The following is a 25928-nucleotide window of genomic DNA, read 5'->3' as shown; positions in this document are numbered from 1 at the left end:
GCGGTCGTCATCATCGGTGTCGGCCTGATGGCCGCCGGCATGGTCGCCGCGAAAACCCTGACCGCGGAGATCGTCGTCACCTCCGCACCCGCCGAGCGGGCCGGCGCCTCCGCGGCACTCTCCGAAACCGCCAGCGAACTGGGCAGCGCCCTCGGCTTCGCGGTACTGGGCAGCATCGGCTCCGCGGTGTTCCACCACGACATGCTCGGCCTCACCCCGGCCGGCGTCCCGGCCGACGCGCTCGACGCGGCGCAGAACACCCTCGGCGGTGCCATCGACACCGCCGCCCACCTCCCCGCCCAGGCAGGCACGGCACTGCTCGACACCGCCCGCACCGCCTTCACCAGCGGCCTGAGCACCGCGGCGATCGTCGGCACCATCGTCATGGCCGGCTTCGCCGTCCTCCTCACGCTGATGATGCGCACCGTCCCGATCGAAGCCGCCCTGCCCCGGCCCGAGGACGACGCCGCGGACGACGACAAGACCGAGGTGATCGAACACGTCACCGCATGACAACGCACGCGACCGGCCATTTGCGGCATCCACGGGTGGGTTTTCACCGGATCCGCGAAAGCGTCTACGTGAGCCCCGAGTGCCTCTCAGGCGTGCGCGCTGGCGATCTTCAACGGGTCCTTGGGGGCGTCCGGGCGAGCGTCGAGCATGCGCTGCCCCACCTCCTGCAACCGCTTGCGCCCCAAGGCCTTGCGCACCTCGGGGAACCACTCGTCCTCTTCCTCCTCGACGTGGTGGCGCACGCTCTCGGTGAGCACCGTGACCTTCGCGTCGAAGGTTTCGTCCTCCGGGTCCAGCTCCACCAGCTCCGCCATCAGCCACACCATCACGTGGTGCTCTTCCACGCTTTCCAGCACGTGGGCGCGGGTTTCCGGCACGGCCTCCCGCGCCATCGGGTAGAAGATCTCTTCCTCGATGTAGGTGTGGGTCGTCAGCTCTTCGATCATCGCGTCGACGAGTTTCCGCTTCTCCTTGAAAGCCTTCTCACCCGCCTTCTCGAACTGCTTGAACAGCTTCTCGACGGTTTGGTGATCTTCCTTGAGCAGCACGATCGCATCGGTCGACACGGGGTCTCCTGTTCGTCACGGCCCGGGTACCCCAGGCCGGACGGCCCAACCGCGGCCACCGCGTTCCGCCGGCCGGTCGTCTACTCTTCACGGGTGGTGGATGAGGATCGTTCCTGGCACACCGTCTTCGCGGAGATCGTCAACCGCTCGCATCTGGCGACCGCCGAAGACCTGCCCACCATCCTCGACGACGTGACTTCCCTGGTCGGGATGTCCGCGCGGCTGTACCTGGTCGACCTCGGGCAGCGGGAGCTGCACCCGGTCCGGCCGGAGGACGGCCCGGCGCTGCCGGTGGACGCCACGGTGGCGGGGCGGGCGTTCGCCCGGCTCGAGATCGTCGTCGCGGCGGCCGACGGTGAGCCGTCGCACCTGTGGCTGCCGGTGCTCGACGGCACCGAACGCCTCGGCGCACTGCGGCTCACCCTGCCCGACGAGGCCGACCCGCGGGACCGGGTCCTGCGCGGGAACTGCTGGACGCTGGCCGGGCAGATCGCGCACCTGGTGCTGAGCAAACAGCTCTACAGCGACCTGTTCCACCGGGTGCGCCGCGGCAAGCCGCTGTCGGTGGCCGCCGAGCTGCTGTGGCAGCTGCTGCCCCCGAAGGTGTTCGCCACCGGCCAGGTGGTGATCGCCGCCGCGATGGAACCCTACGACCAGGTCGGCGGCGACGGCTTCGACTACGCCGTCGACGGCGGCCGGGCCTGGGTGGCGATCTTCGACGCGATGGGCCACGACCTGCACGCCGGGCTGACCACGTCGATGGCCCTGGCGGCCACCCGCAACGCCCGCCGCGGCGGCGCCGACCTGATCGAGGCGGCCGAGCTGGCGGACCGCACCATCGCCGGCCACCGCCCGGCCGACTCGCTGTCCTACGCGACGGCCTTCCTGGCCCACCTGGACCTGGACACCGGCGAACTGCACTACCTCAACGCCGGGCACCCGCCGCCGGCCGTGCTGCGCGACGGGCGGGTGGTGCGGCTGCTGGACACCGTCAGCCGCCCGCCGCTCGGGCTCGGGGACCTGCAGGGCCGCGAGCCGGTCGTCCGGCGCGAACAGCTGCAGCCCGGCGACCGGGTGCTGTTCTACACCGACGGCGTGACCGAAGCCCGCAGCCCGCAGGGTGAAGAGTTCGGCCTGGAACGGCTGGCCGACCTCACCGAACGCCACGAAGCGGCGGGCCTGCCCGCCCCGGAAACCCTGCGCCGGGTGGTCCGGGCGGTGCTGGAGCACCAGGACGGCCGGCTCCAGGACGACGCGACCCTGCTGATGCTGGAGTGGACGACCACCGGCCAGGGCACCCTGCTCCCCGCCCTCTGACCCGGCGCCTGCGCGGTTGTCCCCCCGCCGGGCCGGGAACGCACAGGTAACCTGTCCGAGAAGACGACTCCCCAGGCACGTTCCTGTCGGAACTGATCCACGGAAGGAGTCACACTTGCCGGTGACATGGGTTCGCGACGACCGAGCGGACTGGCAGATCCTGGACGTGACGGGCCGGGACCCGGCCGATTCGACCTCCGCCCGGCACTGGGTGCAGGACAGGATCGCCGCGTTCGGGGAAGAGCACCGCATCGACACGCTGCTGGTCGCCGGAGAACTGCTCGAAAACGCCTACCAGCACGCCGGTGGCCCGGCCCAGGTGCGCCTGCGCCTGCGGCACGAACCGTGCGAGATCACGGTGGCCGTCGCCGACACCGCCGGCGGTGTCCCGCGGCTGCGGGTGCCCGACGACGGCGGCGGACGCGGGCTGGTGCTGGTCGACCAGCTCTGCTCGTCGTGGGGCGTGAGCCACCACGACGACGGCAAGCTCGTCTGGGGCCGCGTCGGCTGCGCCGGTACCGGGTTCGCCTGCCCGGACCGGCACGACGCCGGAAGCTGACCGGGGCACCTCCGCCCTGCGATGGGCGTCACCCCGGACAGCCGGCGTAACGCACCCCGCGGCGGGTATTCACGGGCTGAGGTCAGCCGGTCCTGCGGCGACGCCGTCCGGAAGAAGCATGATGATCAAGACGGCGACCGCCGCGCTCGGCTGCTGGACCACTTCCGTCCTCGAATCCGCGGCCGGGCACTACGCCACCGGCCTCGCCCACGGGATGTTCGGCGCGCAGCTCCCCGCGGTCGCCCGGTCGAGCGCGGAAATGACCGTCCGATCCGACCGGCGACCGGTCGGCCTCGACCACCGTTCCCTGGCCGCCGCCTTCCCCGGCGCGAGCGGTCGCCTGGTGGTCTTCCTGCACGGACTGGTCGAAACCGAACGCTGCTGGTTCCGCGGCGCCGACTTCGGCGCGCGCCTGGCCGTCGATCTGGGCACCACCGCCGTCCACGTGCGGTACAACTCCGGCCGGCACGTCTCGGAGAACGGCGGCGACCTCGTCGCGCTGCTGACCCGGCTGATCGCCGCGTGGCCGGTGGCCGTCACCGACATCGTCCTCATCGGACACTCGATGGGCGGCCTGGTGGCCAGAAGCGCGCTCTACCAAGCACAAGAACAGGACGTGCCCTGGTTCCCCCGGGTGAGCCGGCTGGTCTGCCTCGGCACACCGCATAACGGAGCGCCGCTGGAACGCCGGGTCGCCCAGGTCGCCGGGCTGCTGGGCAAGTCATCCCTCGCCGCGCCCCTGGCCCGCCTGCTCGCGTTCCGCAGCGACGGAATCCGGGACCTCGGGCACGGTTACGTCCACAAGACACAGTGGACAGTCGACGCGGAACCCCGCTGGCAGCCCGAAACCGACGCTGGCGTCCGCCGCCTGTTCGTGTCCGCGACGCTGTCGCGCACCGAAGGAAGCATCTGGGGCCGTCTCGTCGGCGACCTCCTCGTCGCGCCGGTCACGAGGAATGACCTGACCGAAGACGCCGACATCGTCTGGCTCGGCGGGCTGAACCACTTCAGCCTGCTCCACGACGACGCCGTCTACGAAACGCTTCTCGGCTGGCTTTCCACGGACGCCGGAGCACGTTCACCGGTGCGGCGGACCACCGTTCCCCGCACGGCCAAGGCGAGGCACAGCAGCGCCAGTCCCGCGACGAGCAGCAGGGCGTGGTGGTGCCCGAGCGCGGCGGCCGCCGGCACGACCGGCACGGCGGCGAGCGGCCACGGCCAGATCGCCCGCCAGGAATGACTGCTGCCGCCGAGGACGAGGGCCGACCCGATCAGGAACAGGACGACCCCGGCGGCCAGGATCCAGCCGGCCGCCGACGGCAGCGCCTCCTCCGGATGCAGCACGAGCTCCTCGATGCCGACCCCGGCCAGCACGATGCCCAGTGCGAGCGGCAGATGGCCGTAGACGAACAGGTCGTGGCGTTCGTCGGCGGGCGCGCCGTCCCGGGTTTCGTCGTCGCGCCGGCGCAACGCCGCGGCACCGACGGCGGCCGCGGTGTCGAAGTAGATCCACCACAGCGCGGCGGCGATGACGAACCCGGCGACGCCGACAGCGACCGCGGAAGGACCCCACTCGGCGTCGCGCACGCCGATGGCCGCACCACCCACGGCCTCCCCGAGGACCAGGATCACGAACAGCCCGAACCGCTCCGGGAGGTGCTCCAGGTGCAGGGGAAGGTGGTTGTCGCGCCAGGTCGCGACGATCGGGCCGACGGCGTCGACGGTCACCGCCGCACCCCACAGCCAGTACCGGGCCGGTCCCCCGGCGGCCAGCGACACGGCCCACAGGAGCGAGCTCACGCCGAGGCTCGCGAGGTAGACGCCGATGGTGCTCCGGGCGTCGGGGACGTGCCGCCACGCCCGGGCGTGGAGCACCAGCAGGATCACCCGCCCGGCGAGGAAGCACACCGCGAACGACGTGGAGGAGGACGAGGTCGCGAACATCGCGCTCGCGGCGCACCCCGCGATGGACAGCGTCGCGGCGAGCTTCCCGATCCGGAACAGGACGTCGTCGGTGTCGAACCGGTTGGCGTAGAGGGTGAACCCCACCCAGGACATCCAGACGGCGACGAACAGCGCGACGAACGTGGCGAGCCCGGACCACGTCAGGTGGTGGAGGAAAGCGACCGCGAGCTCGTTCACGACCAGGACGTAGGCGAGGTCGAAGAACAGCTCGAGGTTGCTCGCCGACGCTTCCTGGCCGGTCCGCAGGGCCGGTGGCCGGACCATCGGCTCGCGTTCGGTACCCGTGTTCACGAGCACCTCCTGTCTTCGGGGCCGGGTCGTCCGGGGCTACCCGCCCTCGCCGCTTCGAACCCTCCTGCCGATGACCGAGTAGCGGCCTTCGCAGTGGGTAACCAGGCAACCTCAAGGACCCCAGGGAGGCCGCACCATGCCCGAACCCGAAAACCGGCTGCCCGAGGAGAACGCACACGACGGGGGCACCTTCGCCGACGCGGAAACCGCCGCGGCCGAGCTCAGCACCACGGACCAGCCGCTGGGAGCCACCGGAAAACCGCTCAACCGCCGCTCGCCGTTCCTGATCGGCATGGCCGGTGCCGCCGGCGTCGCCGTGATCTACGCGCTCGTGCAGATCATCGCCGGGCTTCAGGACGTCCTGGTCCTCGTCGGGCTCGCGCTCTTCCTCGCCATCGGCCTCGAACCCGCCGTCGCGTGGCTGACCCGGCACCGCTTCCCCCGCTGGCTCGCCGTCACCACCGTCTTCGTCGTCGGCCTGCTCGCCATCGGCGGTTTCCTCACCGCCGCGATCCCCGTCCTGATCGAACAGGCCACGCAGTTCGTCACCAAGGCGCCCGGCTACCTCCGCGACGCCCAGAACCACAACACCGCCCTGGGCCAGCTCAACGAACGCTTCCACCTGCAACAACAGCTGGAAAGCCTGGTCAGCGGGCCCGGCATCGGCAGCGGGCTGCTCGGCGCCGGGCAAGCCGTGTTCAGCGCACTGACGAACGTGCTGCTGCTGGTCGTCCTGACCGTCTACTTCCTGGTGGACCTCCCCCGCATCCGCGCCGGCGGTTACCGGCTGATCCCGCACTCCCGGCGCCCGCGGGCGATCCTCATCGGCGACGAGATCTTCACCAAGGTCGGCGGCTACGTGCTCGGCAACCTGGCCATCTCGGTCATCGCCGGGGTGCTGACGCTGGTCTGGCTGCTGATCTTCGGTGTCCCCTACGCCGCCCTGCTGGCGATCGCCGTCGCGATCCTCGACCTCATCCCCGTCGTCGGGTCCGTCGTCGGCGGTGTGCTCGTCAGCCTGGTCGCGCTCACCGTGTCGCTGCCCGTCTGCCTGGGCACCGTCGGGTTCTTCATCGGCTACCGGCTCGTGGAGGACTACGTCCTGGTGCCCCGGATCATCGGCGGCGCCGTCAAGGTTCCCGCGCTGGTCACGGTCGTCGCCGTCATCCTCGGTGGCGCGCTGCTCGGTATCGTCGGCGCCCTGGTCGCGATCCCGGTCGCCGCCGCGCTGCTGCTGCTCGTCCGGGAAGTCCTCTACCCGCGGCTCGACCGCACCTGACCGGAAGGACGTCCACGTGCGCACGTTCACCTGCCCGCATTGTGCCAATCTGCTGTTCTTCGAGAACTCGGCCTGCGTGGTGTGCGGCACCGAGGTCGGTTACGACCGCGCGACCCGGTCGATGCTGCGCGCGGCCGACGGTGTTCGCTGCGCCAACGCCGAACTCGCCGGGTGCAACTGGCTCGCCGACGGCGGCCCGCTGTGCGGCTGCTGCGCACTGACCCGGACCCGCCCCGCCGACGAGGACGTCGACGCCCTCGATGCCTTCGGCGCCGCGGAAGCCGCCAAACGGCGGCTGGTCTACCAGCTGGACGACCTCGGTCTCCCCGTGACGCCGAGGACCACCGATCCCTTGCACGGCTTGGCTTTCGACCTGCTGTCCAGCACCGGCCGGCCCGTCACCACCGGGCACGCCGGCGGCGTGATCACCATCGACCTGGCCGAAGGGGACGACGGGTTCCGCGAAGGCCTGCGCGCGCGGCTGGCCGAGCCGTACCGCACCCTCCTCGGCCACTTCCGCCACGAGATCGGCCACTGGTACTGGGACCGGCTCGTCGCCGACGCACCGGAGGCGTTCCGGAGCCGGTTCGGCGACGAGCGGGCGGATTACCAGCAGGCACTGGAAAACCACTACGGACAGGCTCCCGGTGCCGACTGGGCGGAGACCCACGTCAGTCACTACGCGGCCGCGCACCCCTGGGAGGACTGGGCCGAGACCTTCGCCCACCTGCTGCACATCCGCGACACCGTGCAGACCGCGGCGGCGCTCGGCGTCCTCGTCGCCGGCACGCCGATCGCGCCCCACCCGGGCAGCCAGGTCGACGCCGTGCCCGAAGACCGGACCGACGACGTCGACGAGCTGATCGCGACCTGGATCCCGCTCTCGCGCGCCCTCAACCAGCTCAACCGCAGCATGGGCAAGGACGACCTCTACCCGTTCGCGCTGGCGCCCGCGGTCCAGGAGAAGCTCCGGTTCGTCGGCGCGATCGTCACCGCGAACCGGACGGCCGGCCTCAGGACCGCGAAGAAGCCGACCTGACCGAGACGAGCCGGAGCCCTTCCGCCATGCCGAACAGCTCGGTCAAGCCCAGACGTCCCAGGGTTCGCCGGACCACCGGTGACGACACCAGGGACAGCTCGATCGACGCTTCCCGGCAGTGACGTTCCAGGCCGAGCAGCACCGTGATGCCGCGCACCGACAGGAAACCCACCCCGCTCAGATCTACGAGCACCTGGTGGTGCGGCGTCCGGCAGAGCGCGTTCAGCTCGTCGGCCAGCCGGGGCGCGGTGATCAGGTCGACGACGCCGCACACCGTCACGATCGCCGCACCGGGGCGCGGATGAAGGGTTTTCACGTCCATCGACGAACACCCGTCGGTGCTGGTGATGGTGAAGGAACGAGCCATCACGGCTCCCCACGCTCGAAATCCGAGGCTACCGGCGGGCGGGGACTGGGCCAGGCGCGCAACCCTGAGTGACTGTCTGCTCAACCACGTAACGCCACCCTAGCTTCGCCGTCCGCCCGGATCAACCGGTTGCCGCCCGGTCATGTTTGGACCGTCGCGGCACGGGCATCCGTTGCAACGAAGCCGAATTGGCTTTCCCGGCACATCCGAGACCCCGGTACCGAACGTAGAAACGTCACGTACCCGGACGTCCCCTCGGCCGCCGCCGCGAACATTCCGAGAGGTCCCCTGTGTTCCGTCACACGACACTCATGCAGTTCGAAGCCAAGCCCGACAAGCCCGACGCCGTGTTCGCCCACAAGCTCCAGGAGCTCATCGGCGGCGCCTGCGGCGAGCTGACCGTCGCGATGCAGTACCTGTTCCAGGGCTGGAACTGCCGCATCGAAGGCAAGTACAAGGACCTGATCATGGACACGGCGACCGAGGAGCTCGGGCACGTCGAAATGCTCGCCACCATGGTCGCCCGCCTCCTCGAAGGCGCCCCCTCGACCGTCACCGCCGAAGCCGTCAAGGATCCCGCGATGGCCGCGGTGCTCGGCGGGATGGATCTCCAGCAGCTGATCGTCGCCGGCGGTGGCGCGCTGCCGGCCGACAGCAACGGCGTCCCGTGGAACGGCCGGTACATCATCGCCTCCGGCAACCTGCTCGCCGACTTCCGGTCCAACGCGGCCGCCGAGGCCCAGGGCCGGCTGCAGACCGCCCGGCTCTACAACATGACCGACGACCCCGGCGTCAAGGCCATGCTCCAATTCAACCTCGCCCGCGACACCGTGCACCAGAAGCAGTGGCTGGCCGCGATCGAAGAGCTGGAAGCCGACCGTCTCGAAGGCCCGATCGTGCCGGACGCCCTGTTCGACGAGGAGAACCAGGACCACAACAACTCGATCTGGCACCTCTCCGACGGCCCGGACGGCCCCAAGGCCGACTGGAGCTACAACGGTTCGGCGATCGAGTACGTCGCGGACCCGAAGCCCCTCGGCGGACCGGGCACGGCACCCAAGCCGGATCCCGCGCTGTACGGCACCTTCTCCCCCACGATGAACGCCGCCGGGACGATCAAGGGGAAAGCGAAGTCCGCGAAGAACAAGGCCAAGTGACGGAAGGGAACCACGATGACCGCACCGGCGAACGAATCCGGCGGGCAACCGCACGACGACACGGCGGAAGAGCAGCAAGAGGTCCGCGGCGAGCAGGGAACGTCCTCGGGCGACCCGCACGACGACACCGATCCGCAGTCGGGCTGACATGGGTGATTTCGAAGCGACGACGACCGTCGACGCCGCGGCGGACGCGCTGTACGCCTACCTCTCCGACGTCGGCAACCTGCCCCGGTACTTCGCGCGGATGACGTCCGCCGAGCCGAGCGGCGAAGGCGGCGAAGTGCACACCGCGGCGGAACTGCCCGGCGGGCAGCACGTCGAGGGTGACGCGTGGTTCCGGGCCGACGCCGGCACCCGCCACATCGAATGGGGCGCCGAAGGCCCCAACACCTACCACGGATCACTCGAAATCGAGAGCGCCGGACCCGGCGCGACGGTCCGCGTGCGGCTGCACACCACCCGGGTGCCCGATGGCGACACCGGCGTGCAGCAGGGCCTCGACGACACCCTGGCCACCATCAAGGACCTCGTCGAAAAGCAGCACGTGACCGGCTGACCACCAAGAAGGAGTGACCACGGCATGAGCACGATCACCAAGTCCGTCGACGTCGAAGCCGACGTGAGCACCGTCTACAACCAGTGGACCCAGTTCGCCGACTTCCCCCGTTTCATGGACGGCGTCGACCGCATCGACCAGGTGGACGACACCCACACCCACTGGACCATCAGCGTCGCCGGCGTCACCAAGCAGTTCGACGCCACGATCACCGAGCAGAACCGCGACGAGCGGGTCGCCTGGAAGTCCGACTCCGGCCCGAACCACGCCGGCGTCGTGACGGTGCACCGCCTCGACGACGCCCACACGCGGGTCACCGTCCAGATGGACATCGACCCCGAGGGCTTCGTGGAGAACGTGGCCGACAAGACCGGCATCCTCGACCACCGCGTCCAGGGTGACCTCGACCGCTTCAAGAAGTTCATCGAAACCCGCGACGGTCACGAGACCGGCGCCTGGCGCGGCGACGTCGACCGCCCCGGCCAGCACCCCGCGAAGTAGCCCGAACCGCACGGCCGGTTCCCCCTGCGAGATCGATCCGGGGAGGACCGGCCGTTCGCGCGAGCACGCCAGGCCGTAGTGCTCGCCGAGCGGGTCCTGCATGACGTCGTCACTCACGGTCGCCTGGCCCCTCCCTCGTCACCCGTCCGACTGCACCCAGAAAATCTGTGCTCGCCGGAGTAGACATTCAACGGCGGGTGTGTGTAGTGTTCTGCTCATACCGAGAGAGACAACGTCAAGCAGGCGCGGGAGATGACGTAACTACCCGCGAGGTGAGACAAGGCGGTCAGGCAGGACGGAGCCGATCAACGGACAGGTTCCGGCTGGTGACCGTGCGGGTGACGTGTTCCCGCGAAGATCAGCAGTAGCCAGATCAGTAGTAGTCGTAGTGCAAGTGCAGGACCGGTCAGGTGGCCGGAGCCGATCGGTGAACGGGGCTCCGGGCAGTGACCAGCGGCGTCAGCGTGCTGGGACCGATCAGGGAAAGGGTTCCTCGGCAGTGACGTCCGCAGCAGGTGAAGTGGCAGTACCCAGCAAGAAGAAAACCCAGGAGAGAAGGGAACGGAACCATCATTGGATCGCCCGCAGCGGCTGGGTAGCGCCGCGCGGGTGCCGCAGTCCCATCGAGTTCGGAGGTGGTGCTCGGTCACGAGTAAGCGATCCCCGCACGATCCGGCTTTCCGCCGGACGCGGGTGCAGGAAGCCGGCCTTCACGCCGGTTGACAATGGTGAAACCCAACCCTTGAGGACCCCGGGTGCCGTTCGCGGCACCCGGGGTCCTTTGTGACGTGGAGGTGGAATGATTCCTGACCAAGAAGGACCGGCTACGCCCAGCGGAGCCGACAAGTTCGACGACGAGCACTACCCCGCCTACACCATGGGCCGGGCCGCCGACATCCTCGGCACCACACAAGGCTTCCTGCGCAGCCTGGGTGAAGCCGGGCTGATCACCCCGCAACGCTCCACCGGCGGGCACCGCCGCTACTCCCGCCACCAGCTGCGCCTGGCCGCCCGGGTACGGGAACTGGTCGACGAAGGCACCGCCATCGACGCCGCGTGCCGCATCGTCACCCTCGAAGACCAGCTCCACGAGGCCCAGCGCCTCAACACCGAACTCCGCGCCGGCGACTGAACCCGGCGTTCGACCGGCTCGGCACGCGGCCTCGCGCCGCGTGCCGATCAACGGCGAAGCGGACCGGACCGCAGCATGCTCGGAAGCGGCAGAGGCCCGTGCCACCGACGCTGTCCTCGGAATCGGACCGCGAAGCCGGAGGGGCAATTCCGGCCGGCATTCTGCTCAAGAACCTGGCGGCTCCCACTGCCCGGACGATCTTGCCCCCGGACCAGCGTGGACTGCTCCCCCGCGTCCGCCAAGACCCGCAGACCGAGCCCCGGCGCCCTGATCCCGGCCCGGTCCTGCAGCACCGCGGGCCGCGGGGCCACATACCTTTCACAACGGAGTTCCCCTGAGCCTCACGCCATCGGCCAGGGCTATGGGCGCATGTCGCCGCGCACGCCGGCTCAGTTTCCGGACACGGTGATGACCAGTTTGCCGCCCTTCGGGCGCTGCTCGCGCTCCAGCTCCGTCAGGGCCTGAATCGCCTCGGCCAGCGGGACCGTACGGGCGATGGGCAGGCGCAGCGTCCGGGCCACCTCCGCCAGGTCGGCGGTCACCGGCCGGCCCATCATCGCCCGGAACGGGCCGGGCAGGGCGCTCCTGATCATCTTGGCCGGGGTCGGGACGATGTCGACGATGGTTCCGCGGGGCTTCAGCAGCGTCCGGGCCGCGGCGAAGGGAAGCATGCCGGGCGTGTCGAAGACGAGATCGAACCGTCCCTCGAGGGCGGCCGCGCCGAAGCCGAAACCGACGACCGGTTCGACGCCGAGCTCGCGGGCCTCGTCAGCCGCGGTGTCACGGCAGCTGCCGGCGACCGAGGCGCCTCGCGCTCGGGCGAACTGGACAGCGGCCCGGCCCACCCCGCCCAGGCACCCGTTGACGAAGACCGCCTGCCCGGGCCGGACCTGCGCCGTGGCCTGGTAGGCGGTCACGCCCACGGTCGGCAGCGCGGCGGCCCGCTCGTAGGAAAGGTCCGCCGGTTTGAGCACGACCGCCTTCTCCTGCGCCGTCACCATCTCGGCGAACGCCCCCGCCTGCCGGAACCGGGCCACGCCGAGCACCGCGTCGCCGGCCTTCAGGCGGGTGACGCCGGCGCCGACCGCCTCGACGACTCCGGCGAAGTCGTGCCCCATCGCCCGGGGAAAGGAGCGACCGGTCATCAGCTTCATCTCGCCGTTGCGCATCTTCCAGTCCAGCGCATTGGAAGCCGCCGCCCGGACGCGGACCAGAACCTCATCCGGACCCGGTCGTGGTGGCTCGAAATTCGCCAGCCGCATCACCTCCGGGCCGCCGTAACGGTCGTACTGAAGGCGCTTCACGAGGCGTATTCGTTCGAGATCTCGGTGGCGTAGTTCTTCCACAGCGGTTTCATGGTTTCGGCGTTGACCGGCTGCCCGGAATCGATCATGGCCTTGAAGTCGCGGAAGTACTGCACGTACAGGTCCGGCGTGAACGTGTTCAGCATGACCGCGTTCTCGTCGCCGACGTTGGCGAACGTGTGCGGCGCCCCGGTCGGCACGATGACCCAGGTGCCCGGCCCGGCGTCGTAGTGGTCCTCGCCGACGGTGAACCGGAACGTTCCCGCCAGCACGTAGAAGCCCTCGTCGTGCTGGGCGTGGCGGTGCTGCAACGGGCTCGGGGTGCCCGGCGGGATGGTGACCTCGGCGAACCCCAGCCGGTGGTCGGTGTGCTCGCCGTTCTCCAGGATCCGGATCCGCTGCGCCCCGCTGCCGAGGATCTCGCCCTCACCGGGGCGGACGATGTTGACCTTCGCCACGACTTGTCCCATCTATTGCCGACCTTGGTGATCACCATCCTGTTCCGGGCCGGCTGTGCGCGTCCTGGTCGCCCGTGCACGGTTGCTGGTCACCAGTGCACGGGCGTTGTAGCCGTACGTCGTCTTGAAGAGCTTGCTGAAATGGGTGGGATCGGGGAATCCCCACCGGGCGGCCACGGCGGTGACCGTGCGTCCGCTTCCGGTCAGCTCGGCCCGGCAGCGCTCAAGGCGGCGACGGCGGATCAGGGCCGCGACGGTGAGCGGCTGATCCTCGAACAGCTTGTGCAGCCGGCGTAGGGAAATGTGGTGGGCGGCGGCGATGCTGGGCGGGGACAGGTCGGGATCGGCCAGCCGGGCCTCGATGTAGCCGGCGATCCGGTCCCGCAGCCGCTCGTCCGGGGCCGGTTGCCCGTCGCCCAGCCGGGACTCCAGCGCGACCGCGATCAGCTCGACGACGGCCGCCGCCGACCTCAGCGCCTCCGCCTCGCGGAACTCGGCCGCCGACCGCGCCGACTCCCGAGCCAGCACGGAGACGAGAGCGCCCGGACCGCGACTGCCGTCGATGCGCACGCCGATGAGCCGGTCGATCTGCGCGGGCCGGATCCGAAGCTCCCGGCGCGGAACCAGGATGGTGACGTGCGCCGCGGCGGTGCTCTCGAACCGGACCGTGCGCGTGGGATCGAGCAGCACCAGGTCGGCCGGCCCGAGTTCGGCGTCGCCGTGTCCCTGCTTGATCCGCGTCCGGCCCCGGGTCATCACCTTGATCGCCAGGTTCTCGCCGTCGGAGGCGGCGCGCTCCCGCCCGATGCAGGCGCTCTCGGGCGTGACGAGGGAGACCAGCCGCAGCGGACCGAGGTCACGGGTGGCGACCCGGCCCCGGAAGCCGGCCCCGGCCAGCTTGTTGACCAGCGGCGGAAACCCGCTGGCGGCCAGCTCGGCCTGGAACGTCTCGAAGTTGCCGATCACCGGTCAACGATAACGCCGATACTCCCGGTGGGGCACGGCGTTCGGCTGGGTTCCAGCGGCGCCGGCCCGCACCTGCTCCGTGGGCAGCCGCAGGATTTCGGCGAACCGCAGGACCTTGTCGGCGACGCGGGCGCCCGGGATCGCGCAGCGTCGGGGTTTCGTACCTCGGCCCGCTGATCGAGCCGGCCGGAAAACCTGTCCGCGTCATCGGATGCTTTCGTTCGTCTCGGCCGCGGCGAGGAGCAGCCAGCTCCGGAACTCGACCGAGAAGTGCTGCAGGTGCTGCTCGACGGCCTCGGGTGCGCTGGTCGCGGGCAGGGTGACCGAAAGCTCGACGGTCATGCCGTGGGCGGCTTCGCGGAACGACGTCGAGACGGAGCCGAACACGGTCCCGTCGTCGTCGAGGGTCAGGAGCGAGTGGCGCCGGTCGGTGCCGCCGGGCACTTCGCTCTCGTCCCAGCCGCCCATGCGGAAGCCCACGACGTGCTCGCCGAGTGCCTCGACGATGTGCGGCCCCCGCGGATCGGCCATGTCCATGAGGTAGTGCTCGGGCTGCGCGGCGATGAGGACGTCTTCCCTGGTGAACGCGCGGGTCATCCACGCGGAGAAGCCGGCCGCGGTGAGCCCGGTCGCTTCGATCGTGACGGTGCCCGTGGCCTGTTCGCCGCCGGAGCGCTGCACGTGGTCGCGGAAGAAAGCGTTGCCCGCGGCGATTTGCTCGCCGACGAGCGCGGGCAGCCGGTCGCCGAGGTTGCCCTTGATGAGGCGCAGCGCGCGGCGGGCCGAGTCGAGCTCGTACCGGTCGATGTTCCGGTCGTCGGGTTCGCCCGCGATGCGGACCGATGCCGTGGTGCCGGGGGTCATGGTGTGTCCTTTCCGGAGTTCTTGACAGGCAGCTGCAGGTACGAGGCGTGGTCGCCGCCGGTGTGCACGATGTGGGTGCCGGCGTGGGGCGAGGTGTACTCCGGCATGCCGGGCATCATCGAGCCGAGCAGGCTCCGGCCGCTGATGACGAAGCGGAGCTGTTCACCGGGGTGGAAGACGAGCCCGACGGGGAGCAGGTCGATGTCGACGTCGACGGCTTCGCCCGCGGCGAGCTTCTCGGCCCGGTCGAAGGTGTGGGCGGGGACGTCGCCGGTGGAGAGCGTCTCGTCGAGGTGCCGCAGCGAGACCCGGAGCCGGCCGTCCGACCCGCGGTAGCGCAGGATCGAGCCGCCGTACTCCGTGACGTCGTGGATCATCGCGCCCTGGTTCGGCACGGTGAACTGCGCGAGCGGTGTCCCGTGGGCGTCGAGCTTCTGCACCAGCACGAAGAGGTCCATGTCGTCGGCGCCGTCGGCCTCGACCCGGAGGTGCGCTTTCGGGTAGCCGACCAGGACGGTCTCGTCGTCGAACCGGGTGAGGAACGAGACGGATCCGGGGTTCGCCCCGACGACGTAGCGAGCCGTCGCCGCCTCGGCCGGGGCCGCGGTGCCGAGCGTGCGGGTGCCGGCGTCGAGGTAGTACCTGGTGGACACGACTCCGCTCGGCGGGAACCGGTCGGCGGCGAGCGCGACCTGGTCACCGCCCTCCAGGTCGAGCAGGGAGTACCGGACGCGGGGCGTGTGCTCCCAGCCGTTGTCCGCGTCCTTCAGGAAGTGGTCGAAGAAGCGGCGGAGGTCCTCCCGGTTGCCCTCGTCGTAGTAGTCCGGCCATTCCTGGCTGTTGTGGACGCGGAGCCATTTGTCCACTGAGGACATCCGGCGCCACGCGCGGAACGTCCCCTGCGTGTGGAGCGTGTTCGAGTAGCTGGCGACCACGTACGCCGGAACCGTGATCCGCTCGTACCGCGGGATCTTGTGCTCCCAGAGATCGTTGATCAGCGGGTGGCGCTCCGCCTCGGCGATGATGTCCTCTTTCCGGCCGTGGCCCCGGAAGGAGACGTCACGGAGCTGCCGGGCGAAGCCGCTGTCGGGCATGCCGCCGCGCAGCACCAGGTCGCGGTAGGTGTCGCTCATCCCCTCCCAGGGGTTGATCGCGGCCAGGTGCGGCGGCTGCTCGGCCGCGGTGAACCACTGCGACGCGGCGAGGTACGACGTGCCGCTCATCGCGACCTTGCCGCTGCACCATTCCCGCGTGCCGAGCCATTCGACGAGGTCGTAGGCGTCGCGGCCTTCCTGCCGGTCCCAGAGGACGCTGTCGCCGCCGGACTCGGCGACCCCGCGGATGTCCGGGTTGCAGATCGCGTAGCCCCGGGCGCACCAGTAGGCCGGGTCGGGGCCTTCGAACTTCTGCAGGCCCGACACGATCGAGTTGTCGAGGCCGACCAGGCCGAACACACCCATCGCGCTGGGCGAGGAGCCCTGGCCCTTGCCGTAGGGGCTGAACGCCACGATCACCGGGACCTGCTCGGAACCGGCCGGCCGGAACACATCCACGTACGTGACCGTGCCGTCGCGCAGGGTGACCGCGATGTCCTTCTCGAACACGATGTCGACCGGCAGGGGCCGGAACGGCTCGGCCAGGCGCGTCCCGGCTTCGAGGATCCGAGTGCCGGGCGCGAAACCACTCAGCACGCCGTAACGCTCACCGCCCGGCACCAGCGGCCGAGACGGCATGAAGACCTTCTCACTCATCCGGAGCTCCCTTCGCCACCGACGAGCATATCAACATCCGTTGATATCTGGCGATCGTAGACTGCCGGCGTGGAAGATCACCCCGAAGAGCCGGCGTCGCCCGCACGGCGCGGCCGCAGGCCCGGGCAGAACACGACCCGCCAGGCGGTGCTCGACGCCGCGCGCCGTCGGTTCGCGGCCGACGGCTTCAAGGCCACGACGATCCGCGCGATCGCCGCGGACGCCGGCGTCGACGCCGCGCTCGTCATGCAGTTCTTCCGGTCGAAGGACGAGCTGTTCGGGGCCGTGATGTCGATCTCGCCCGAAGCGCTCTCCCGCATCGCGAACGCGTACCGCGGTCCCGCCGAGTCCGTCGGCGAGCGGGTGGCCCGGGCACACCTCGCCGTCTGGGAGGGTGATCAGCCGGACGCCGACGCGCTGCGCGCGATGCTGCGCGGAGCGATCGCCAACGAGAAAGCGAACACGCTGCTCCGGGAGTTCATCGAAGCGCGCCTGTCCGAGGGCGCCCGGCAGTCCGCTTCGGACAGGCGCGACGCCGAAGTCCGCGTCGCGCTCGCGGCGTCGATGCTCGTCGGCGTCGTGGTCGGCCGGCAGATCGTGCGGGTGGCCGCGCTCGCCGAAGAGGAGACCGAGGCGATCGTCCGGCACGTCGGCCCCGCACTGCAGGCGATCCTGGAGCCTCTGGGTCACGACAGCAGGAGCTGACCGCCGGATCCGTCACGCCGCGCGGCGGCAACCGGGACGCCCGGCCACGGACCCGTCTCGTCAACGCGCTCGGCTCGGCTCTTTCGCCTTGGCCGGCGGCTCGTCCTCGACTGACGACCTGATGGCCTTGGCGATGGTCTCACCGTCCGGGTTCAGCTCGTCGATACCGAACCGGAGGCACCTCGGCACTCGGTGTGGAAGGCACGCAGGGCGGCAGCCAGCGCCGCGGGCTGTTCCTCGGGCACGTAGTGTCCGCAGTCGGCCAGGACACCGCCACGGATGTCGGCGGCGTAGGGCCTGACCTTGGCCAGCAGGTCCGGTGCGCTGCCCTGGGCCGCGCCCAGCGCCAGCACGGGAACGCGGATCGGGTCGGTGTGGCGGGCGTTCTGCTCGATGTCGGTGAGCACCGCGCGGTAGTACCCGAGCAGACCGGTCAGCCTGCCCTCGCTCAGGACGCGTTCGTACTCGTCGAGGTCGGCGTCGTCAAAAGTCGTGGCGGGGTCATAGGTCTTGTGGCCGAAGAACCACTCGAGCAGGATGCGTTCCCGCCCGTCCAGCAGCTTCTCGGGAAGGTCGGCGAGCCGGTTGAACAGGAAGTGCCACGACTTCCAATCCTGCTCACCGATCGAGATGACCGGATCGAGGGAGACACCGGGGATGTTGGCGTCGATGAGCACGACGCCGTCGAGCTCGTCCGGATACCGATGGGCGTGGGCGAAACCGACCCACGCTCCGATGTCGTGCCCGACGTACAGATATCGCCGGATTCCCATGACGCGCAGGAGTTCGTGGACGCGGTCGCTGGTCGTGCCGGTGTCGTAACCGTCGGGCGGACGGCTGGAATCCCCTTGCCCCGGCAGGTCGAACGCGATGACGTGGTGGTCGGCCGCGAGGTCGTCGACGACGTGCCGCCAGGCGTAGGAGCTTTGCGGGAACCCCGCGGCGAGCACCACGACGGGCCCCTGGCCTCGCTCGACGACGTGCCAGCTCAGACCGGCCGCGAGGACCGTCCGGCCGGGATTCGCGCCCGGGTTCACGCTCGGCTCATCGCCGCGTCGTGCGCCTCGAGCGCGACCACGCTCGCGAGCTGGACGGCACGGGTGATCGTCTCGTGCGACATCGACGGCTTCGGCGGCCTGACGCCGGCGACCTGCGACAGTTCGTAGGGCACGTGGATGAACCCGCCGACGGTGCCGGAACCACGCTGCGCGAGCAGCCGCATCAACCGGTAGAAGACGTGGTTGCAGGTGTAGGTGCCCGCGGTGTCCGACACGTGCGCCGGGATGCCGTCCGCCACCAGCCGCTCGACGATCGTCTTGATCGGCAAGGTGCTGAAGTACGCGGCGGGTCCCGTTTCGTCGACGGGCCGGTCCACGGGCTGGAAGCCGGCGTTGTCCGGGACGCCGGGATCTTCGACGTTGACGGCGACCCGCTCCACGGCGATGTCCTCCTGCCCGCCGGCCTGGCCGGTGCAGATCACCACGTCCGGCTGGTACCGCTCGACGGCGTCGTGCAGCACGCGGCCCACCGCGGCGAAGTCGACGGGCAGTTCCACGGCGTGCGCGGCCCCTGGCCCCGCCCAGCCGTCGCGCACCGAACGGACCGCGTTCCACGACGGGTTCGTCGTCTCCCCGCCGAACGGTTCGAAGCCGGTGAGCAAGATCGTCGGCATGGAGTCCTCCTCGTCGGGTCGGTCGTCGATGGCTTTACCGTAACGCCAGATACCGTTACAGTAAAGCCATGAGTGACGCGTTCGTGTTCGACACCGGCCACACCTGGGCGGATTTCCTCGCGACCAGGACGAACGTGCACGGCCCCGCGCCCTCGGAATGGCTGACGACGGCCCAAGCCGCCCAGAACTGGTTCGACGCGGCCGGGCTCGCCCCGGCACAGCCGCCGCCGGCAGCCGACCTGCCTCTGATCCACGCGGCCAGGGAAGCACTGCGGACGACCGTCCTGACCCGCCTCGGATACCCGCTGCCACCCCACTCCCCCGACGCGGAGTCCGCGACGGCGGTACTGAACCAGGTCGCCCGTACAGCTTCGGACCCGGTCGGAGTCCCGGACTCCTGGAGCACCGCGCTTTCCTGGATCGTTGCCAGCTCCACAGTGGACCTGGCACAACCGGCGTCGCGGTTCCTCACCTGCGCGGAGCACGTGTGCAGCAAGGTGTTCTCGGACCGCGGGGATGTTCGCCAGCGCTACTGCAGCGCGCGCTGCGCAACCCGCGCGCGGGTTCGTTCACACCGGGGCAAACGCACCACGGAGAACGGCTGACTCCGCAGCCGTCTCAGGCCACTACCGGCGATTTGCGGACGGCGAGGAATCCAAGGTCCGCGACGGAGCGGGAACGGCGACGACGGCTAGACGCGCACCTTCGACCGGGCCACCCGGCTTCAGCTGACGAGCTGCCAGAGGTAACTCGCGTTCTTGACCGGGGCCGACACCTTCTTCGTCCACAGGTACTTCGTCGTGCACGGCGGGACGATGTGGTACTTCCGCACGGTGAACGTGCGGGCCTCCTTGTACTGCTGCAACCGCAGCAGCTTCCCGGCGGGCACCGTCGCCGCGTAGGACCACGAATCGGACTTCGCGTAGCTCGCGCCCACGCTCACCGCGAGCGACACGCTGGCCTTCGCGAAGATCACGCCCGCTTCCGCGCTGGTCGTCCCCGTGATCGATGCGTTCACCGTCGACGTCGCCGTCTTGTTGTACGTGATCGTGCCCGGTCCGCGGAGGTAGTCGCTGCGCAGGTTCGTCACGAGCCAGGAACGCGAGGAGCCGGAAAACGTGTAGTCGGGCGGATCCCGCACCTCGGGGCACGGGTGCAGCGCGAGGGCCTGGGGACCGGCGCCCGTCACCGTGGGTGCAACGCCGGACGCGCAGGCCAGCAGGACCACAGCGACAACGGAACGCAAACGCATGACGGGCTCCCCTGGTTGATCTTGAAAGCCACCCTAAGCACACCAAGCCGGCAAAGCACGGGAAGTAACCTTTTCGGGCGACCGTTACCCGCATCCCGCATCAGGGTTCGGAGAGTTCGGCGGGTTCGGCGTCTTCGTCCGGGGGACGCTTCCACTTGAGCTTCACCTCGAACTGCCCGTCGATGCCCGTCTTCGCGATCACCGCGCCGGCCTCGGCCGAGAGCTTGATCCCGAACTTGATCTCCACCTCGTCCGGTTTGCGGGTCATCGCCTGGAACTGGCCGAGGGCGGCGGACGCCGCGTCCTTCACCGCGCCCAGCGCCCGCTCGAAGGACACCTTCGCCTCGACCACGAGGTCATCGCGGCGCGACACCCTGGCGGTCGCCGGCCCCGTGGCGACTTCGACCACCACCTCGCCGCCCTGCTGCAGTTCGAACCGGGCCAGCTCCGTCATGCCTGCTCCTTCACTGTCCACACGGGACGTCCAGCCACTCGCCGGCGGGCACGTTGAGGCGGACGGTGTCCAGGTCCGCCAGGAGCGCGCCCAGCCGCGAGGGGTCGTTGAGGTACTCCAGCACCGCCCGGTAGAACGCCCCGGTCATCGTGGCCGGCATCAGGTCGGAGGCGTCGAAGCACAACCGCTGCTGCGGCGACGTCAGCGTCGAGGAGACCTGGCGGCTCACCACGTCCTCGTAGACGCCCCCGACGTTCCGGTCGACCGAGAACACGCTGCCGTGGTGGATGCCGGGCCAGATGCGCTGCGCCTGGTCCGAGGCGAGGTACCGCATCAGCTCGCGCGCCTGCGGGGTGTCGTGGAACATCGCGGCGAGGTCGGCGGACACCTCCGACACCGCGGGCCCGGGGAACGGGAAGAACGCGAAGTCGCGCCCCGGCCTGGGCGCACTGCCGTCGGCGCGCTTCATGGCCGAATAGCCGCCCATGACGAACGACGCCTGGTGCTCCAGCACGCACCCGGCCGGGCGGGTGAACAGTCCCCGCCCGGCGTCGCCGAAGTCGGTCAGCAACGCCGCGGGCGCCCCGCCACGCACCGCGCCCGGCACGGCGACCAGCGCGCCCCAGTCCTTCCACGCCTGGCTCACCTGCGACGAGCTCCACGGCAGCTTGCCCGCCGCCCACTGCCGGTAGGTGTCGGGACCGGCCGAGTGCAGCAGGATGTCCTCGATCCAGTCCGTCCCGGGCCAGCCGGAGGTCGGCGGCGCGCCCATGCCCAGGCACCACGGCGTGCGGCCGTCGGCGGTCAGCCGCCGGGCGAGCGCGAGCAGCTCGTCCCACGTGCCGGGCCGGGCGCCGCCGAGGTTGGTGACGTCGTACCAGATCGCGCTCTTCAGGTCGGCCTTGACGGCGATCGCGTACTGCTGCCCGGTGCCGGCCTTCTCCAGGTCCAGCCACTGCTTGCCGAATCCCGGCTGCGGGCCGAGCAGGGCGTCCAGCGGCTCGAGCTTCCCCCGCCGGGCGTAGGTGGCCAGCGATCCCGGGTTCGGGAGCACCGCGACGTCGGGGGCGGTGCCGCGCTGGACGTCGGAGGCGAGCACCTGGTCGAGGGCGCGGGTGCCCTGGTAGTCGACCTCGACGCCGGTGGCGGCGGTGAACGCCCGCAGCACCGTGCGGAAGTCGTCCTCCTCCGCACCGGTCCACGACGCCAGCACGGTGACCCGGCCGGCGCCACCCGTCCCGCAGGCGCTCGCGCCGAGCAGGAGCACGACGAGCACGAGCAGCGGCAGTTTCGTCCACAGTGGATTTCTCATGCGCGGTACCGGTATTCGTCGATGCGGCGGGACATCCCCCACGCGATGAGGCCCAGGGCGGCGACCGAGAACGCCGGGGCGAGGTACTCGACCCCGCCGGAGTCGGCCGCGTCGCGCACGCCGGCGGTCACGGCCTCGGTACCCGCGTCGACCGTGCCTTCGTCGACGGCGGCCGGGGCGAAACGGGGCTGGGCCACGAAGTCCGCGACGGTGCTGCCGCAGCCGGCCGCCTGGTCGCAGTGCCGGGCCAGCAGCGTCGCGAGCCCGGTCTGCCCGGCGGAGTCGGTCGCGGCGATCCCGGTCTGCCGGTCGGCGAGCACCGCGTCGGTCCGGGCCCGGACGTCGTCGAGGCGCAGCTGCAGTCCCAGCACGACGGCGAGCGTGACGCCGACCCCCACGGTCAGCGCGGTCGCGCCCAGCAGCGGCAGGTTGAACCGGCGGCGGAACCGGCGCCACAGGTACCACTGGGTACCCACCAGCACCGCGGCCGCCGCGGCCGGGGCGAGCAGCCACACCGGCAGCAGCCCCGGGCTCATGCCGTCTTCGAGCTGGTCGTCGAGCGCCGCCCGCTGCAGCCCCTGCAACGTCGTCAGCTGCGCGAGCACGCCGTCCGGGCCGTGCAGCAGCCGCGAGGCGTACCACAGGTCGGCGACGCCCAGCACCTCGCTGCCGGGCTGCCGGAAGTGCGCGTCCGCCTGCCCGACCGCGCCGGAGTAGGCCGCGACCAGCCCCTCCACCACCTGCAGGGTGCCGGTGCCGGCGGCCCCGGCCTGGTTGGCCTCGGCCACCTTGGCCAGGCTCTGGCTCGCCCCGGCGAGGCTGTTCGCGTAGTCCTGCCCCGGACCCGCCAGTTTCGCCTCGCCGGTGCGGAAGGCGTCGATCGCGGCCTGGTCGGCTTCGCTCAGCGCCGCACGGGCCGCGGCCACCTCCAGCACCGCGTCGGTCGTGCGGTCGCGGACCGTCCGGGCAGCGCCGAGGACGTTGAGCACCGCCGCCAGGGACACCGCGAGCATCACCAGCGTCGTGGCGAGCAGCAGCCCGAGCAGGCGGATCAGCCTGGCCCGGGTGCGGGTCGGGCGCAGCGCCGGCGGTGCCCCGGTGATCACGCCGTCGCCTCGCCCAGCGTGGCCTGGCAGGTCGTGCAGAACCGCGCGTCCGCGGGCGAGAGCTTGTGGCACACCGGGCAGGTGACCGGCGGCCGGTCCGCCGCCGGCTCCGGCTCCGGCTCGCGGGCCGGGGGGTCCTGCCCGATCCGGGACACGCGGGAGATCAGCACGTTGAGGATCGCGCTGAGCCCGGCGTCGGGGTGCAGGCGGACCTGCCCGGCGCCGGCGTCGAGGATGTCGACCACCCGGCGCAGCCGGTCGAGGATCTCTTCGTTGCCCTGTTCGGTGGCGAGCCGGACCGCGGTACCCCACGCTCGCTCGGCGTCTTCGGCCCGGTTCGCGGCCAGCGCGTCCCCGCCCGCGGTGAGGGCCTCCGCGAGCTCGGCCTGCGCGGTGTACTGCAGCACCATCGGGTGCACGAGGGTCGGCTGCACCGGGTCGTGCGTCCACCGGCCGACGACCGTGGCCGGGCCGGCCGTGCGCGCGCCGGCCACCGGCTCGAAGTCGGCCCAGGCCGACCACCTCCCCCGGCAGCTGCGCCTTGAGCGAACCGCCGCCCGGTGCGGCCAGCTTCGCGGCGAGTTCCGGCGACACGGCGAGCTCGCCCGGCGCGGGCAGCCGGGTCAGTCCCGGCGGCACCGGCGAGCCGGGTCCGGTCGCCGCGACCGCGGTGACCTTCACGAAGTCGTCGCCGACCGATGGGTACCAGTTGTAGGTCAGCAGCGGGGCGACGCCCGCGCGCGGCTCGGTGACCTGGGCGATCGCCGCCTTGCGCGCCGCCTGCGCGCCGGTCAGGTGCTGGACCGCCGCCGCGGGCAGCAGCACGGCGACCGCGAGCGCGATCCCGAACGCGGTCATCGCGAGGCGCAGCAGCGCCGCGCCGGACATCCGGCCGCCCCCGACGGCCAGCCGGAGCCCCAGCGCCAGATCCCGCATCACGCGACCAGCTCCCGGTCGACCGTCTGCCCGTCCCGCACCACGACCTCCCGGTCCGAATAGGCCGCGACCCGCGGCTCATGGGTCACCAGCACCACCGCGGCGTGCGTCTCCCGCGCCGCGGTCGTGAGCATCTGCATGACTTTCTCGCCGTTGAGCGAGTCGAGCGCGCCGGTCGGCTCGTCCGCGAAGACCACCTTCGGCGCGGTCACCAGGGCCCGCGCCACCGCGACCCGCTGCGCCTGCCCGCCCGACACGTCGCCGGGACGGCGCTTCGCCAGTCCGTCGACCTCCAGCCGGGCGAGCCAGTCGGCCGCCCTGGCCTCGGCCTGCTTCCGCTTGGCGCCGGTGAGCCGCAGCGGGAGCGCGACGTTCTCCAGGCAGGACAGCTCCGGCACGAGCTGGCCGAACTGGAACACGAAGCCGAACTCGGTGCGCCGCAGCGCACTTCGTGCCTTGTCGTCCATCGCGACGAGGTCCGCGCCCCCGTAGCTGATGGTGCCCGAGTCCGGCCGGACGATGCCGGCGAGACAGTGCAGCAGCGTCGACTTGCCGGACCCGGACGCGCCCATGATCGCGAGCACTTCCCCGGCCGAGACGGACAGCGCCGCGCCATCGAGCGCTTGGGTGCGGCCGAACGACTTGTGCAGTCCGTTGCCGGCGAGCAACGGCGTTCCGGGCGTGGTCATCAGCGCACCGCCTTCTCGAGTTCGCCGAGGCGCGCGGCGGTGAGCTCCAGCCACCGCAGGTCCGCCTCGAGGTGGAAGAGCGCGTGGTCGCAGATCAGCTGATCGGCGAGGTCGCCCCCGTTCTTGCGTTTGGTCAGCGCACGCATCACGTTCAGGTGCTCGCCGCGCTGGACGTCGAGCACGTCGGCGGCGCTGCGCCCGGACAGCAGCGCGAGCACCACCTTCGTGTAGAGCGTGTTCTGCAGGTACGGCTGCGGGTTCTCCGGAGTGCGCAGCCACGTCTCGACGTCGGTGACCCCGGCGTCGGTGATCGTGTAGCGCTTGCGCTCGGGCCCGTCGCCGCTTTCGACGCCCGCCACCTCGACCATGCCGTTGCGCAGCAGCCGTGACAACGTCGAATAGACCTGGCCGTAGGCAAGCGGGCGGCCCTGCCCGAACTGCTCGTCGTAGGCCCGCTTCAGGTCGTAGCCATGCCGTGGGCCCGATTCGAGCAACGCGAGCAACGTGTGCGAAACAGACATTCTCCGTCCCTCCTTGTCCCGGGATTCCCCGGGCAGCGATCACTATACTCGATGCGTATACACGCCATGTATACGCTCGGGGTATAACCAGTTGTCGCAGGTCAGCAGGCTGCGACACGCCACAGCGGTGTCACTGGCCGGACACCGCGAACACCGGCCAGGTCACGAGCGAAACCTCGCCCAGCAGCCCGTCAAGAGACTGCAGTACGCGCGGCTCGCACAAGACTTCCGCGCCGCCCACGGCGACGAGGCGGTACTCGAACGCCGCCGCCACAGCCAGATTCAACCGCTGACGCTGCGCAACCTGCGCACCCGTGCCGTTCCCCTCCCAGTTCACCGATCTCGACATCGAGCGCATTTGCGTCTCCGCGGACTCGGCGAACGGTATGAGGATCGACGGCGTCGCCTCCAAGCCGGATCCCACGCAGCTCAGCGAAACCGAACCAGGGCGCTGGAAGTGCGTTGCCCGACGCCGGGAGGGCGTGCCGGGCGCTCGGCTGTCGCGGTGTGATCGGACCCAGGAGACCAGGCCCGCCCCGGCGGCGCACGGCGACCCGACAGGCACTCGCACGTTGGTGCTGCGGCGCCTGTGCGCCGCCGACGCTCGGCCTGGCGAGCCGTGGCCGTCCACCCGCGAGCCCGCCCCAGGGGCAGGTACGCACGACGCCGCCGTCCTCGTGTCCAGGAAACCAG

Annotated in this window: 30 protein-coding genes and 2 pseudogenes; 14 read left to right on the top strand and 18 right to left on the bottom strand. The window is 70.8% G+C overall.

Annotated features, from left to right (window positions below):
* Positions 1-513: pseudogene (locus ACIOD2_RS31640) on the top strand (MFS transporter); the annotation flags it as partial.
* Between the two features lie 86 nt (positions 514-599).
* Here ACIOD2_RS31640 and ACIOD2_RS31635 read toward each other — a convergent pair.
* Entirely contained in the window at positions 600-1079 is a 480-nt protein-coding gene (locus tag ACIOD2_RS31635; protein WP_400546084.1) for a hemerythrin domain-containing protein, read from the bottom strand.
* A gap of 93 nt (positions 1080-1172) precedes the next feature.
* Here ACIOD2_RS31635 and ACIOD2_RS31630 point away from each other — a divergent pair, with 93 nt between their 5' ends.
* The 3 genes and pseudogenes from ACIOD2_RS31630 to ACIOD2_RS31620 form a co-directional block, all read left to right on the top strand.
* Positions 1173-2396: a PP2C family protein-serine/threonine phosphatase gene (locus ACIOD2_RS31630; protein WP_400546081.1), complete on the top strand. Its 1224-nt coding sequence runs from the start codon at positions 1173-1175 to the stop codon at positions 2394-2396.
* A 121-nt stretch (positions 2397-2517) separates the two neighbouring features.
* On the top strand, positions 2518-2955 hold the full coding sequence (locus tag ACIOD2_RS31625; protein WP_400546213.1) for an ATP-binding protein: 438 nt from the start codon (positions 2518-2520) through the stop codon (positions 2953-2955).
* Between the two features lie 118 nt (positions 2956-3073).
* Positions 3074-3934 (top strand): annotated as a pseudogene (locus ACIOD2_RS31620) (esterase/lipase family protein); the annotation flags it as partial.
* A gap of 53 nt (positions 3935-3987) precedes the next feature.
* Here ACIOD2_RS31620 and ACIOD2_RS31615 read toward each other — a convergent pair.
* Positions 3988-5211 carry a low temperature requirement protein A gene (locus tag ACIOD2_RS31615; protein WP_400546078.1) on the bottom strand — a complete coding sequence of 408 codons (1224 nt, stop codon included), beginning with the start codon at positions 5209-5211 and terminating at the stop codon, positions 3988-3990.
* 136 nt (positions 5212-5347) lie between these two features.
* On the opposite strand from ACIOD2_RS31615, the gene ACIOD2_RS31610 reads away from it, so the two are divergent.
* Together ACIOD2_RS31610 and ACIOD2_RS31605 are read left to right on the top strand one after the other, a co-directional pair.
* Positions 5348-6490 (top strand): AI-2E family transporter, encoded by a 1143-nt coding sequence (locus tag ACIOD2_RS31610; protein ID WP_400546075.1) that lies wholly within the window; start codon positions 5348-5350, stop codon positions 6488-6490.
* A gap of 16 nt (positions 6491-6506) precedes the next feature.
* Positions 6507-7529 (top strand): putative zinc-binding metallopeptidase, encoded by a 1023-nt coding sequence (locus tag ACIOD2_RS31605; RefSeq protein ID WP_400546072.1) that lies wholly within the window; start codon positions 6507-6509, stop codon positions 7527-7529.
* Here the strand turns inward: ACIOD2_RS31605 and ACIOD2_RS31600 are convergent.
* Positions 7504-7896, bottom strand: coding sequence for an STAS domain-containing protein (locus ACIOD2_RS31600; RefSeq protein WP_400546069.1), 393 nt, complete (start codon positions 7894-7896; stop codon positions 7504-7506). The genes ACIOD2_RS31605 and ACIOD2_RS31600 overlap by 26 nt on opposite strands.
* A gap of 290 nt (positions 7897-8186) precedes the next feature.
* On the opposite strand from ACIOD2_RS31600, the gene ACIOD2_RS31595 reads away from it, so the two are divergent.
* The 5 genes from ACIOD2_RS31595 (at position 8187) to ACIOD2_RS31575 (ending at position 11245) form a co-directional block, all read left to right on the top strand.
* Complete coding sequence (locus ACIOD2_RS31595) at positions 8187-9053, top strand: manganese catalase family protein (RefSeq protein ID WP_400546066.1); 867 nt, start codon at positions 8187-8189, stop codon at positions 9051-9053.
* A 15-nt stretch (positions 9054-9068) separates the two neighbouring features.
* On the top strand, positions 9069-9200 hold the full coding sequence (locus ACIOD2_RS31590; protein WP_400546063.1) for a hypothetical protein: 132 nt from the start codon (positions 9069-9071) through the stop codon (positions 9198-9200).
* 1 nt (position 9201) lies between these two features.
* The gene (locus tag ACIOD2_RS31585; RefSeq protein WP_400546060.1) at positions 9202-9612 is read left to right on the top strand and encodes an SRPBCC family protein; all 411 of its coding nucleotides are present in this window, start codon (positions 9202-9204) and stop codon (positions 9610-9612) included.
* Between the two features lie 24 nt (positions 9613-9636).
* Positions 9637-10113: an SRPBCC family protein gene (locus ACIOD2_RS31580; protein WP_400546057.1), complete on the top strand. Its 477-nt coding sequence runs from the start codon at positions 9637-9639 to the stop codon at positions 10111-10113.
* Positions 10114-10912: 799 nt separating this feature from the next.
* Positions 10913-11245 (top strand): MerR family transcriptional regulator, encoded by a 333-nt coding sequence (locus ACIOD2_RS31575; RefSeq protein WP_400546054.1) that lies wholly within the window; start codon positions 10913-10915, stop codon positions 11243-11245.
* A 389-nt stretch (positions 11246-11634) separates the two neighbouring features.
* On the opposite strand, the gene ACIOD2_RS31570 is transcribed toward ACIOD2_RS31575, so the two are convergent.
* The 5 genes from ACIOD2_RS31570 to ACIOD2_RS31550 form a co-directional block, all read right to left on the bottom strand.
* The gene (locus ACIOD2_RS31570; protein WP_400546051.1) at positions 11635-12549 is read right to left on the bottom strand and encodes an NADP-dependent oxidoreductase; all 915 of its coding nucleotides are present in this window, start codon (positions 12547-12549) and stop codon (positions 11635-11637) included.
* Positions 12546-13019 (bottom strand): cupin domain-containing protein, encoded by a 474-nt coding sequence (locus tag ACIOD2_RS31565; protein ID WP_400546048.1) that lies wholly within the window; start codon positions 13017-13019, stop codon positions 12546-12548. Before ACIOD2_RS31565 ends, ACIOD2_RS31570 begins: the two co-directional genes overlap by 4 nt.
* Complete coding sequence (locus ACIOD2_RS31560; protein WP_400546045.1) at positions 13020-13973, bottom strand: helix-turn-helix domain-containing protein; 954 nt, start codon at positions 13971-13973, stop codon at positions 13020-13022.
* A 204-nt stretch (positions 13974-14177) separates the two neighbouring features.
* Positions 14178-14837 (bottom strand): hypothetical protein, encoded by a 660-nt coding sequence (locus ACIOD2_RS31555; protein ID WP_400546043.1) that lies wholly within the window; start codon positions 14835-14837, stop codon positions 14178-14180.
* Positions 14834-16588 (bottom strand): CocE/NonD family hydrolase, encoded by a 1755-nt coding sequence (locus tag ACIOD2_RS31550; RefSeq protein ID WP_400546040.1) that lies wholly within the window; start codon positions 16586-16588, stop codon positions 14834-14836. The genes ACIOD2_RS31555 and ACIOD2_RS31550 overlap by 4 nt, the downstream gene beginning before the upstream one ends.
* Positions 16589-16657: 69 nt before the next feature.
* On the opposite strand from ACIOD2_RS31550, the gene ACIOD2_RS31545 reads away from it, so the two are divergent.
* Complete coding sequence (locus ACIOD2_RS31545) at positions 16658-17293, top strand: TetR family transcriptional regulator (RefSeq protein WP_400546037.1); 636 nt, start codon at positions 16658-16660, stop codon at positions 17291-17293.
* A 152-nt stretch (positions 17294-17445) separates the two neighbouring features.
* Here ACIOD2_RS31545 and ACIOD2_RS31540 read toward each other — a convergent pair whose 3' ends face one another.
* Together ACIOD2_RS31540 and pcp are read right to left on the bottom strand one after the other, a co-directional pair.
* Positions 17446-18330 carry an alpha/beta hydrolase gene (locus ACIOD2_RS31540; protein WP_400546034.1) on the bottom strand — a complete coding sequence of 295 codons (885 nt, stop codon included), beginning with the start codon at positions 18328-18330 and terminating at the stop codon, positions 17446-17448.
* Positions 18327-18965: a pyroglutamyl-peptidase I gene (pcp, locus tag ACIOD2_RS31535; RefSeq protein ID WP_400546031.1), complete on the bottom strand. Its 639-nt coding sequence runs from the start codon at positions 18963-18965 to the stop codon at positions 18327-18329. The genes ACIOD2_RS31540 and pcp overlap by 4 nt, the downstream gene beginning before the upstream one ends.
* Before the next feature lie 68 nt (positions 18966-19033).
* Here pcp and ACIOD2_RS31530 point away from each other — a divergent pair, with 68 nt between their 5' ends.
* Positions 19034-19570: an ABATE domain-containing protein gene (locus tag ACIOD2_RS31530; protein WP_400546028.1), complete on the top strand. Its 537-nt coding sequence runs from the start codon at positions 19034-19036 to the stop codon at positions 19568-19570.
* A 119-nt stretch (positions 19571-19689) separates the two neighbouring features.
* Here the strand turns inward: ACIOD2_RS31530 and ACIOD2_RS31525 are convergent, their stop codons facing one another.
* The 5 genes from ACIOD2_RS31525 to ACIOD2_RS31505 form a co-directional block, all read right to left on the bottom strand.
* On the bottom strand, positions 19690-20217 hold the full coding sequence (locus ACIOD2_RS31525) for a hypothetical protein (RefSeq protein ID WP_400546025.1): 528 nt from the start codon (positions 20215-20217) through the stop codon (positions 19690-19692).
* A gap of 100 nt (positions 20218-20317) precedes the next feature.
* Entirely contained in the window at positions 20318-20671 is a 354-nt protein-coding gene (locus ACIOD2_RS31520) for a CU044_2847 family protein (RefSeq protein WP_400546022.1), read from the bottom strand.
* A gap of 10 nt (positions 20672-20681) precedes the next feature.
* Positions 20682-21983 carry an ABC transporter substrate-binding protein gene (locus tag ACIOD2_RS31515; RefSeq protein WP_400546019.1) on the bottom strand — a complete coding sequence of 434 codons (1302 nt, stop codon included), beginning with the start codon at positions 21981-21983 and terminating at the stop codon, positions 20682-20684.
* Positions 21980-23089 carry a hypothetical protein gene (locus ACIOD2_RS31510; protein ID WP_400546016.1) on the bottom strand — a complete coding sequence of 370 codons (1110 nt, stop codon included), beginning with the start codon at positions 23087-23089 and terminating at the stop codon, positions 21980-21982. The genes ACIOD2_RS31515 and ACIOD2_RS31510 overlap by 4 nt, the downstream gene beginning before the upstream one ends.
* Positions 23086-23583 carry a hypothetical protein gene (locus tag ACIOD2_RS31505; RefSeq protein ID WP_400546013.1) on the bottom strand — a complete coding sequence of 166 codons (498 nt, stop codon included), beginning with the start codon at positions 23581-23583 and terminating at the stop codon, positions 23086-23088. The genes ACIOD2_RS31510 and ACIOD2_RS31505 overlap by 4 nt, the downstream gene beginning before the upstream one ends.
* Positions 23584-23630: 47 nt before the next feature.
* Here ACIOD2_RS31505 and ACIOD2_RS31500 point away from each other — a divergent pair, with 47 nt between their 5' ends.
* Positions 23631-23804: a hypothetical protein gene (locus ACIOD2_RS31500; protein ID WP_400546010.1), complete on the top strand. Its 174-nt coding sequence runs from the start codon at positions 23631-23633 to the stop codon at positions 23802-23804.
* Between the two features lie 220 nt (positions 23805-24024).
* On the opposite strand, the gene ACIOD2_RS31495 is transcribed toward ACIOD2_RS31500, so the two are convergent.
* The 3 genes from ACIOD2_RS31495 to ACIOD2_RS31485 form a co-directional block, all read right to left on the bottom strand.
* Positions 24025-24714, bottom strand: coding sequence for an ABC transporter ATP-binding protein (locus ACIOD2_RS31495; protein ID WP_400546007.1), 690 nt, complete (start codon positions 24712-24714; stop codon positions 24025-24027).
* Positions 24714-25235, bottom strand: coding sequence for a PadR family transcriptional regulator (locus ACIOD2_RS31490; RefSeq protein WP_400546004.1), 522 nt, complete (start codon positions 25233-25235; stop codon positions 24714-24716). The genes ACIOD2_RS31495 and ACIOD2_RS31490 overlap by 1 nt, the downstream gene beginning before the upstream one ends.
* A 130-nt stretch (positions 25236-25365) precedes the next feature.
* Positions 25366-25647, bottom strand: a complete 282-nt coding sequence (locus tag ACIOD2_RS31485) for a hypothetical protein (protein ID WP_400546001.1) — start codon at positions 25645-25647, stop codon at positions 25366-25368.
* Positions 25648-25928 lie beyond the last annotated feature (281 nt).

This window comes from Amycolatopsis sp. NPDC088138, from assembly GCF_044741685.1.
In the GTDB taxonomy this organism is placed as follows: domain Bacteria; phylum Actinomycetota; class Actinomycetes; order Mycobacteriales; family Pseudonocardiaceae; genus Amycolatopsis.
This window is presented reverse-complemented; position numbering and strand designations above follow the sequence as displayed.

What these genes read in the sequence shown, in the direction of transcription:
- ACIOD2_RS31565 (WP_400546048.1), bottom strand. Translation starts at nt 13,019, where the DNA reads ATGGGACAAGTCGTGGCGAAGGTCAACATCGTCCGCCCCGGTGAGGGC.
- ACIOD2_RS31495 (WP_400546007.1), bottom strand. Translation starts at nt 24,714, where the DNA reads ATGACCACGCCCGGAACGCCGTTGCTCGCCGGCAACGGACTGCACAAG.
- ACIOD2_RS31555 (WP_400546043.1), bottom strand. Translation starts at nt 14,837, where the DNA reads ATGACCCCCGGCACCACGGCATCGGTCCGCATCGCGGGCGAACCCGAC.
- ACIOD2_RS31575 (WP_400546054.1), top strand. Translation starts at nt 10,913, where the DNA reads ATGATTCCTGACCAAGAAGGACCGGCTACGCCCAGCGGAGCCGACAAG.
- ACIOD2_RS31550 (WP_400546040.1), bottom strand. Translation starts at nt 16,588, where the DNA reads ATGAGTGAGAAGGTCTTCATGCCGTCTCGGCCGCTGGTGCCGGGCGGT.
- ACIOD2_RS31610 (WP_400546075.1), top strand. Translation starts at nt 5,348, where the DNA reads ATGCCCGAACCCGAAAACCGGCTGCCCGAGGAGAACGCACACGACGGG.
- ACIOD2_RS31515 (WP_400546019.1), bottom strand. Translation starts at nt 21,983, where the DNA reads ATGAGAAATCCACTGTGGACGAAACTGCCGCTGCTCGTGCTCGTCGTG.
- pcp (WP_400546031.1), bottom strand. Translation starts at nt 18,965, where the DNA reads ATGCCGACGATCTTGCTCACCGGCTTCGAACCGTTCGGCGGGGAGACG.
- ACIOD2_RS31585 (WP_400546060.1), top strand. Translation starts at nt 9,202, where the DNA reads ATGGGTGATTTCGAAGCGACGACGACCGTCGACGCCGCGGCGGACGCG.
- ACIOD2_RS31530 (WP_400546028.1), top strand. Translation starts at nt 19,034, where the DNA reads ATGAGTGACGCGTTCGTGTTCGACACCGGCCACACCTGGGCGGATTTC.
- ACIOD2_RS31525 (WP_400546025.1), bottom strand. Translation starts at nt 20,217, where the DNA reads ATGCGTTTGCGTTCCGTTGTCGCTGTGGTCCTGCTGGCCTGCGCGTCC.
- ACIOD2_RS31580 (WP_400546057.1), top strand. Translation starts at nt 9,637, where the DNA reads ATGAGCACGATCACCAAGTCCGTCGACGTCGAAGCCGACGTGAGCACC.
- ACIOD2_RS31490 (WP_400546004.1), bottom strand. Translation starts at nt 25,235, where the DNA reads ATGTCTGTTTCGCACACGTTGCTCGCGTTGCTCGAATCGGGCCCACGG.
- ACIOD2_RS31600 (WP_400546069.1), bottom strand. Translation starts at nt 7,896, where the DNA reads ATGGCTCGTTCCTTCACCATCACCAGCACCGACGGGTGTTCGTCGATG.
- ACIOD2_RS31520 (WP_400546022.1), bottom strand. Translation starts at nt 20,671, where the DNA reads ATGACGGAGCTGGCCCGGTTCGAACTGCAGCAGGGCGGCGAGGTGGTG.
- ACIOD2_RS31590 (WP_400546063.1), top strand. Translation starts at nt 9,069, where the DNA reads ATGACCGCACCGGCGAACGAATCCGGCGGGCAACCGCACGACGACACG.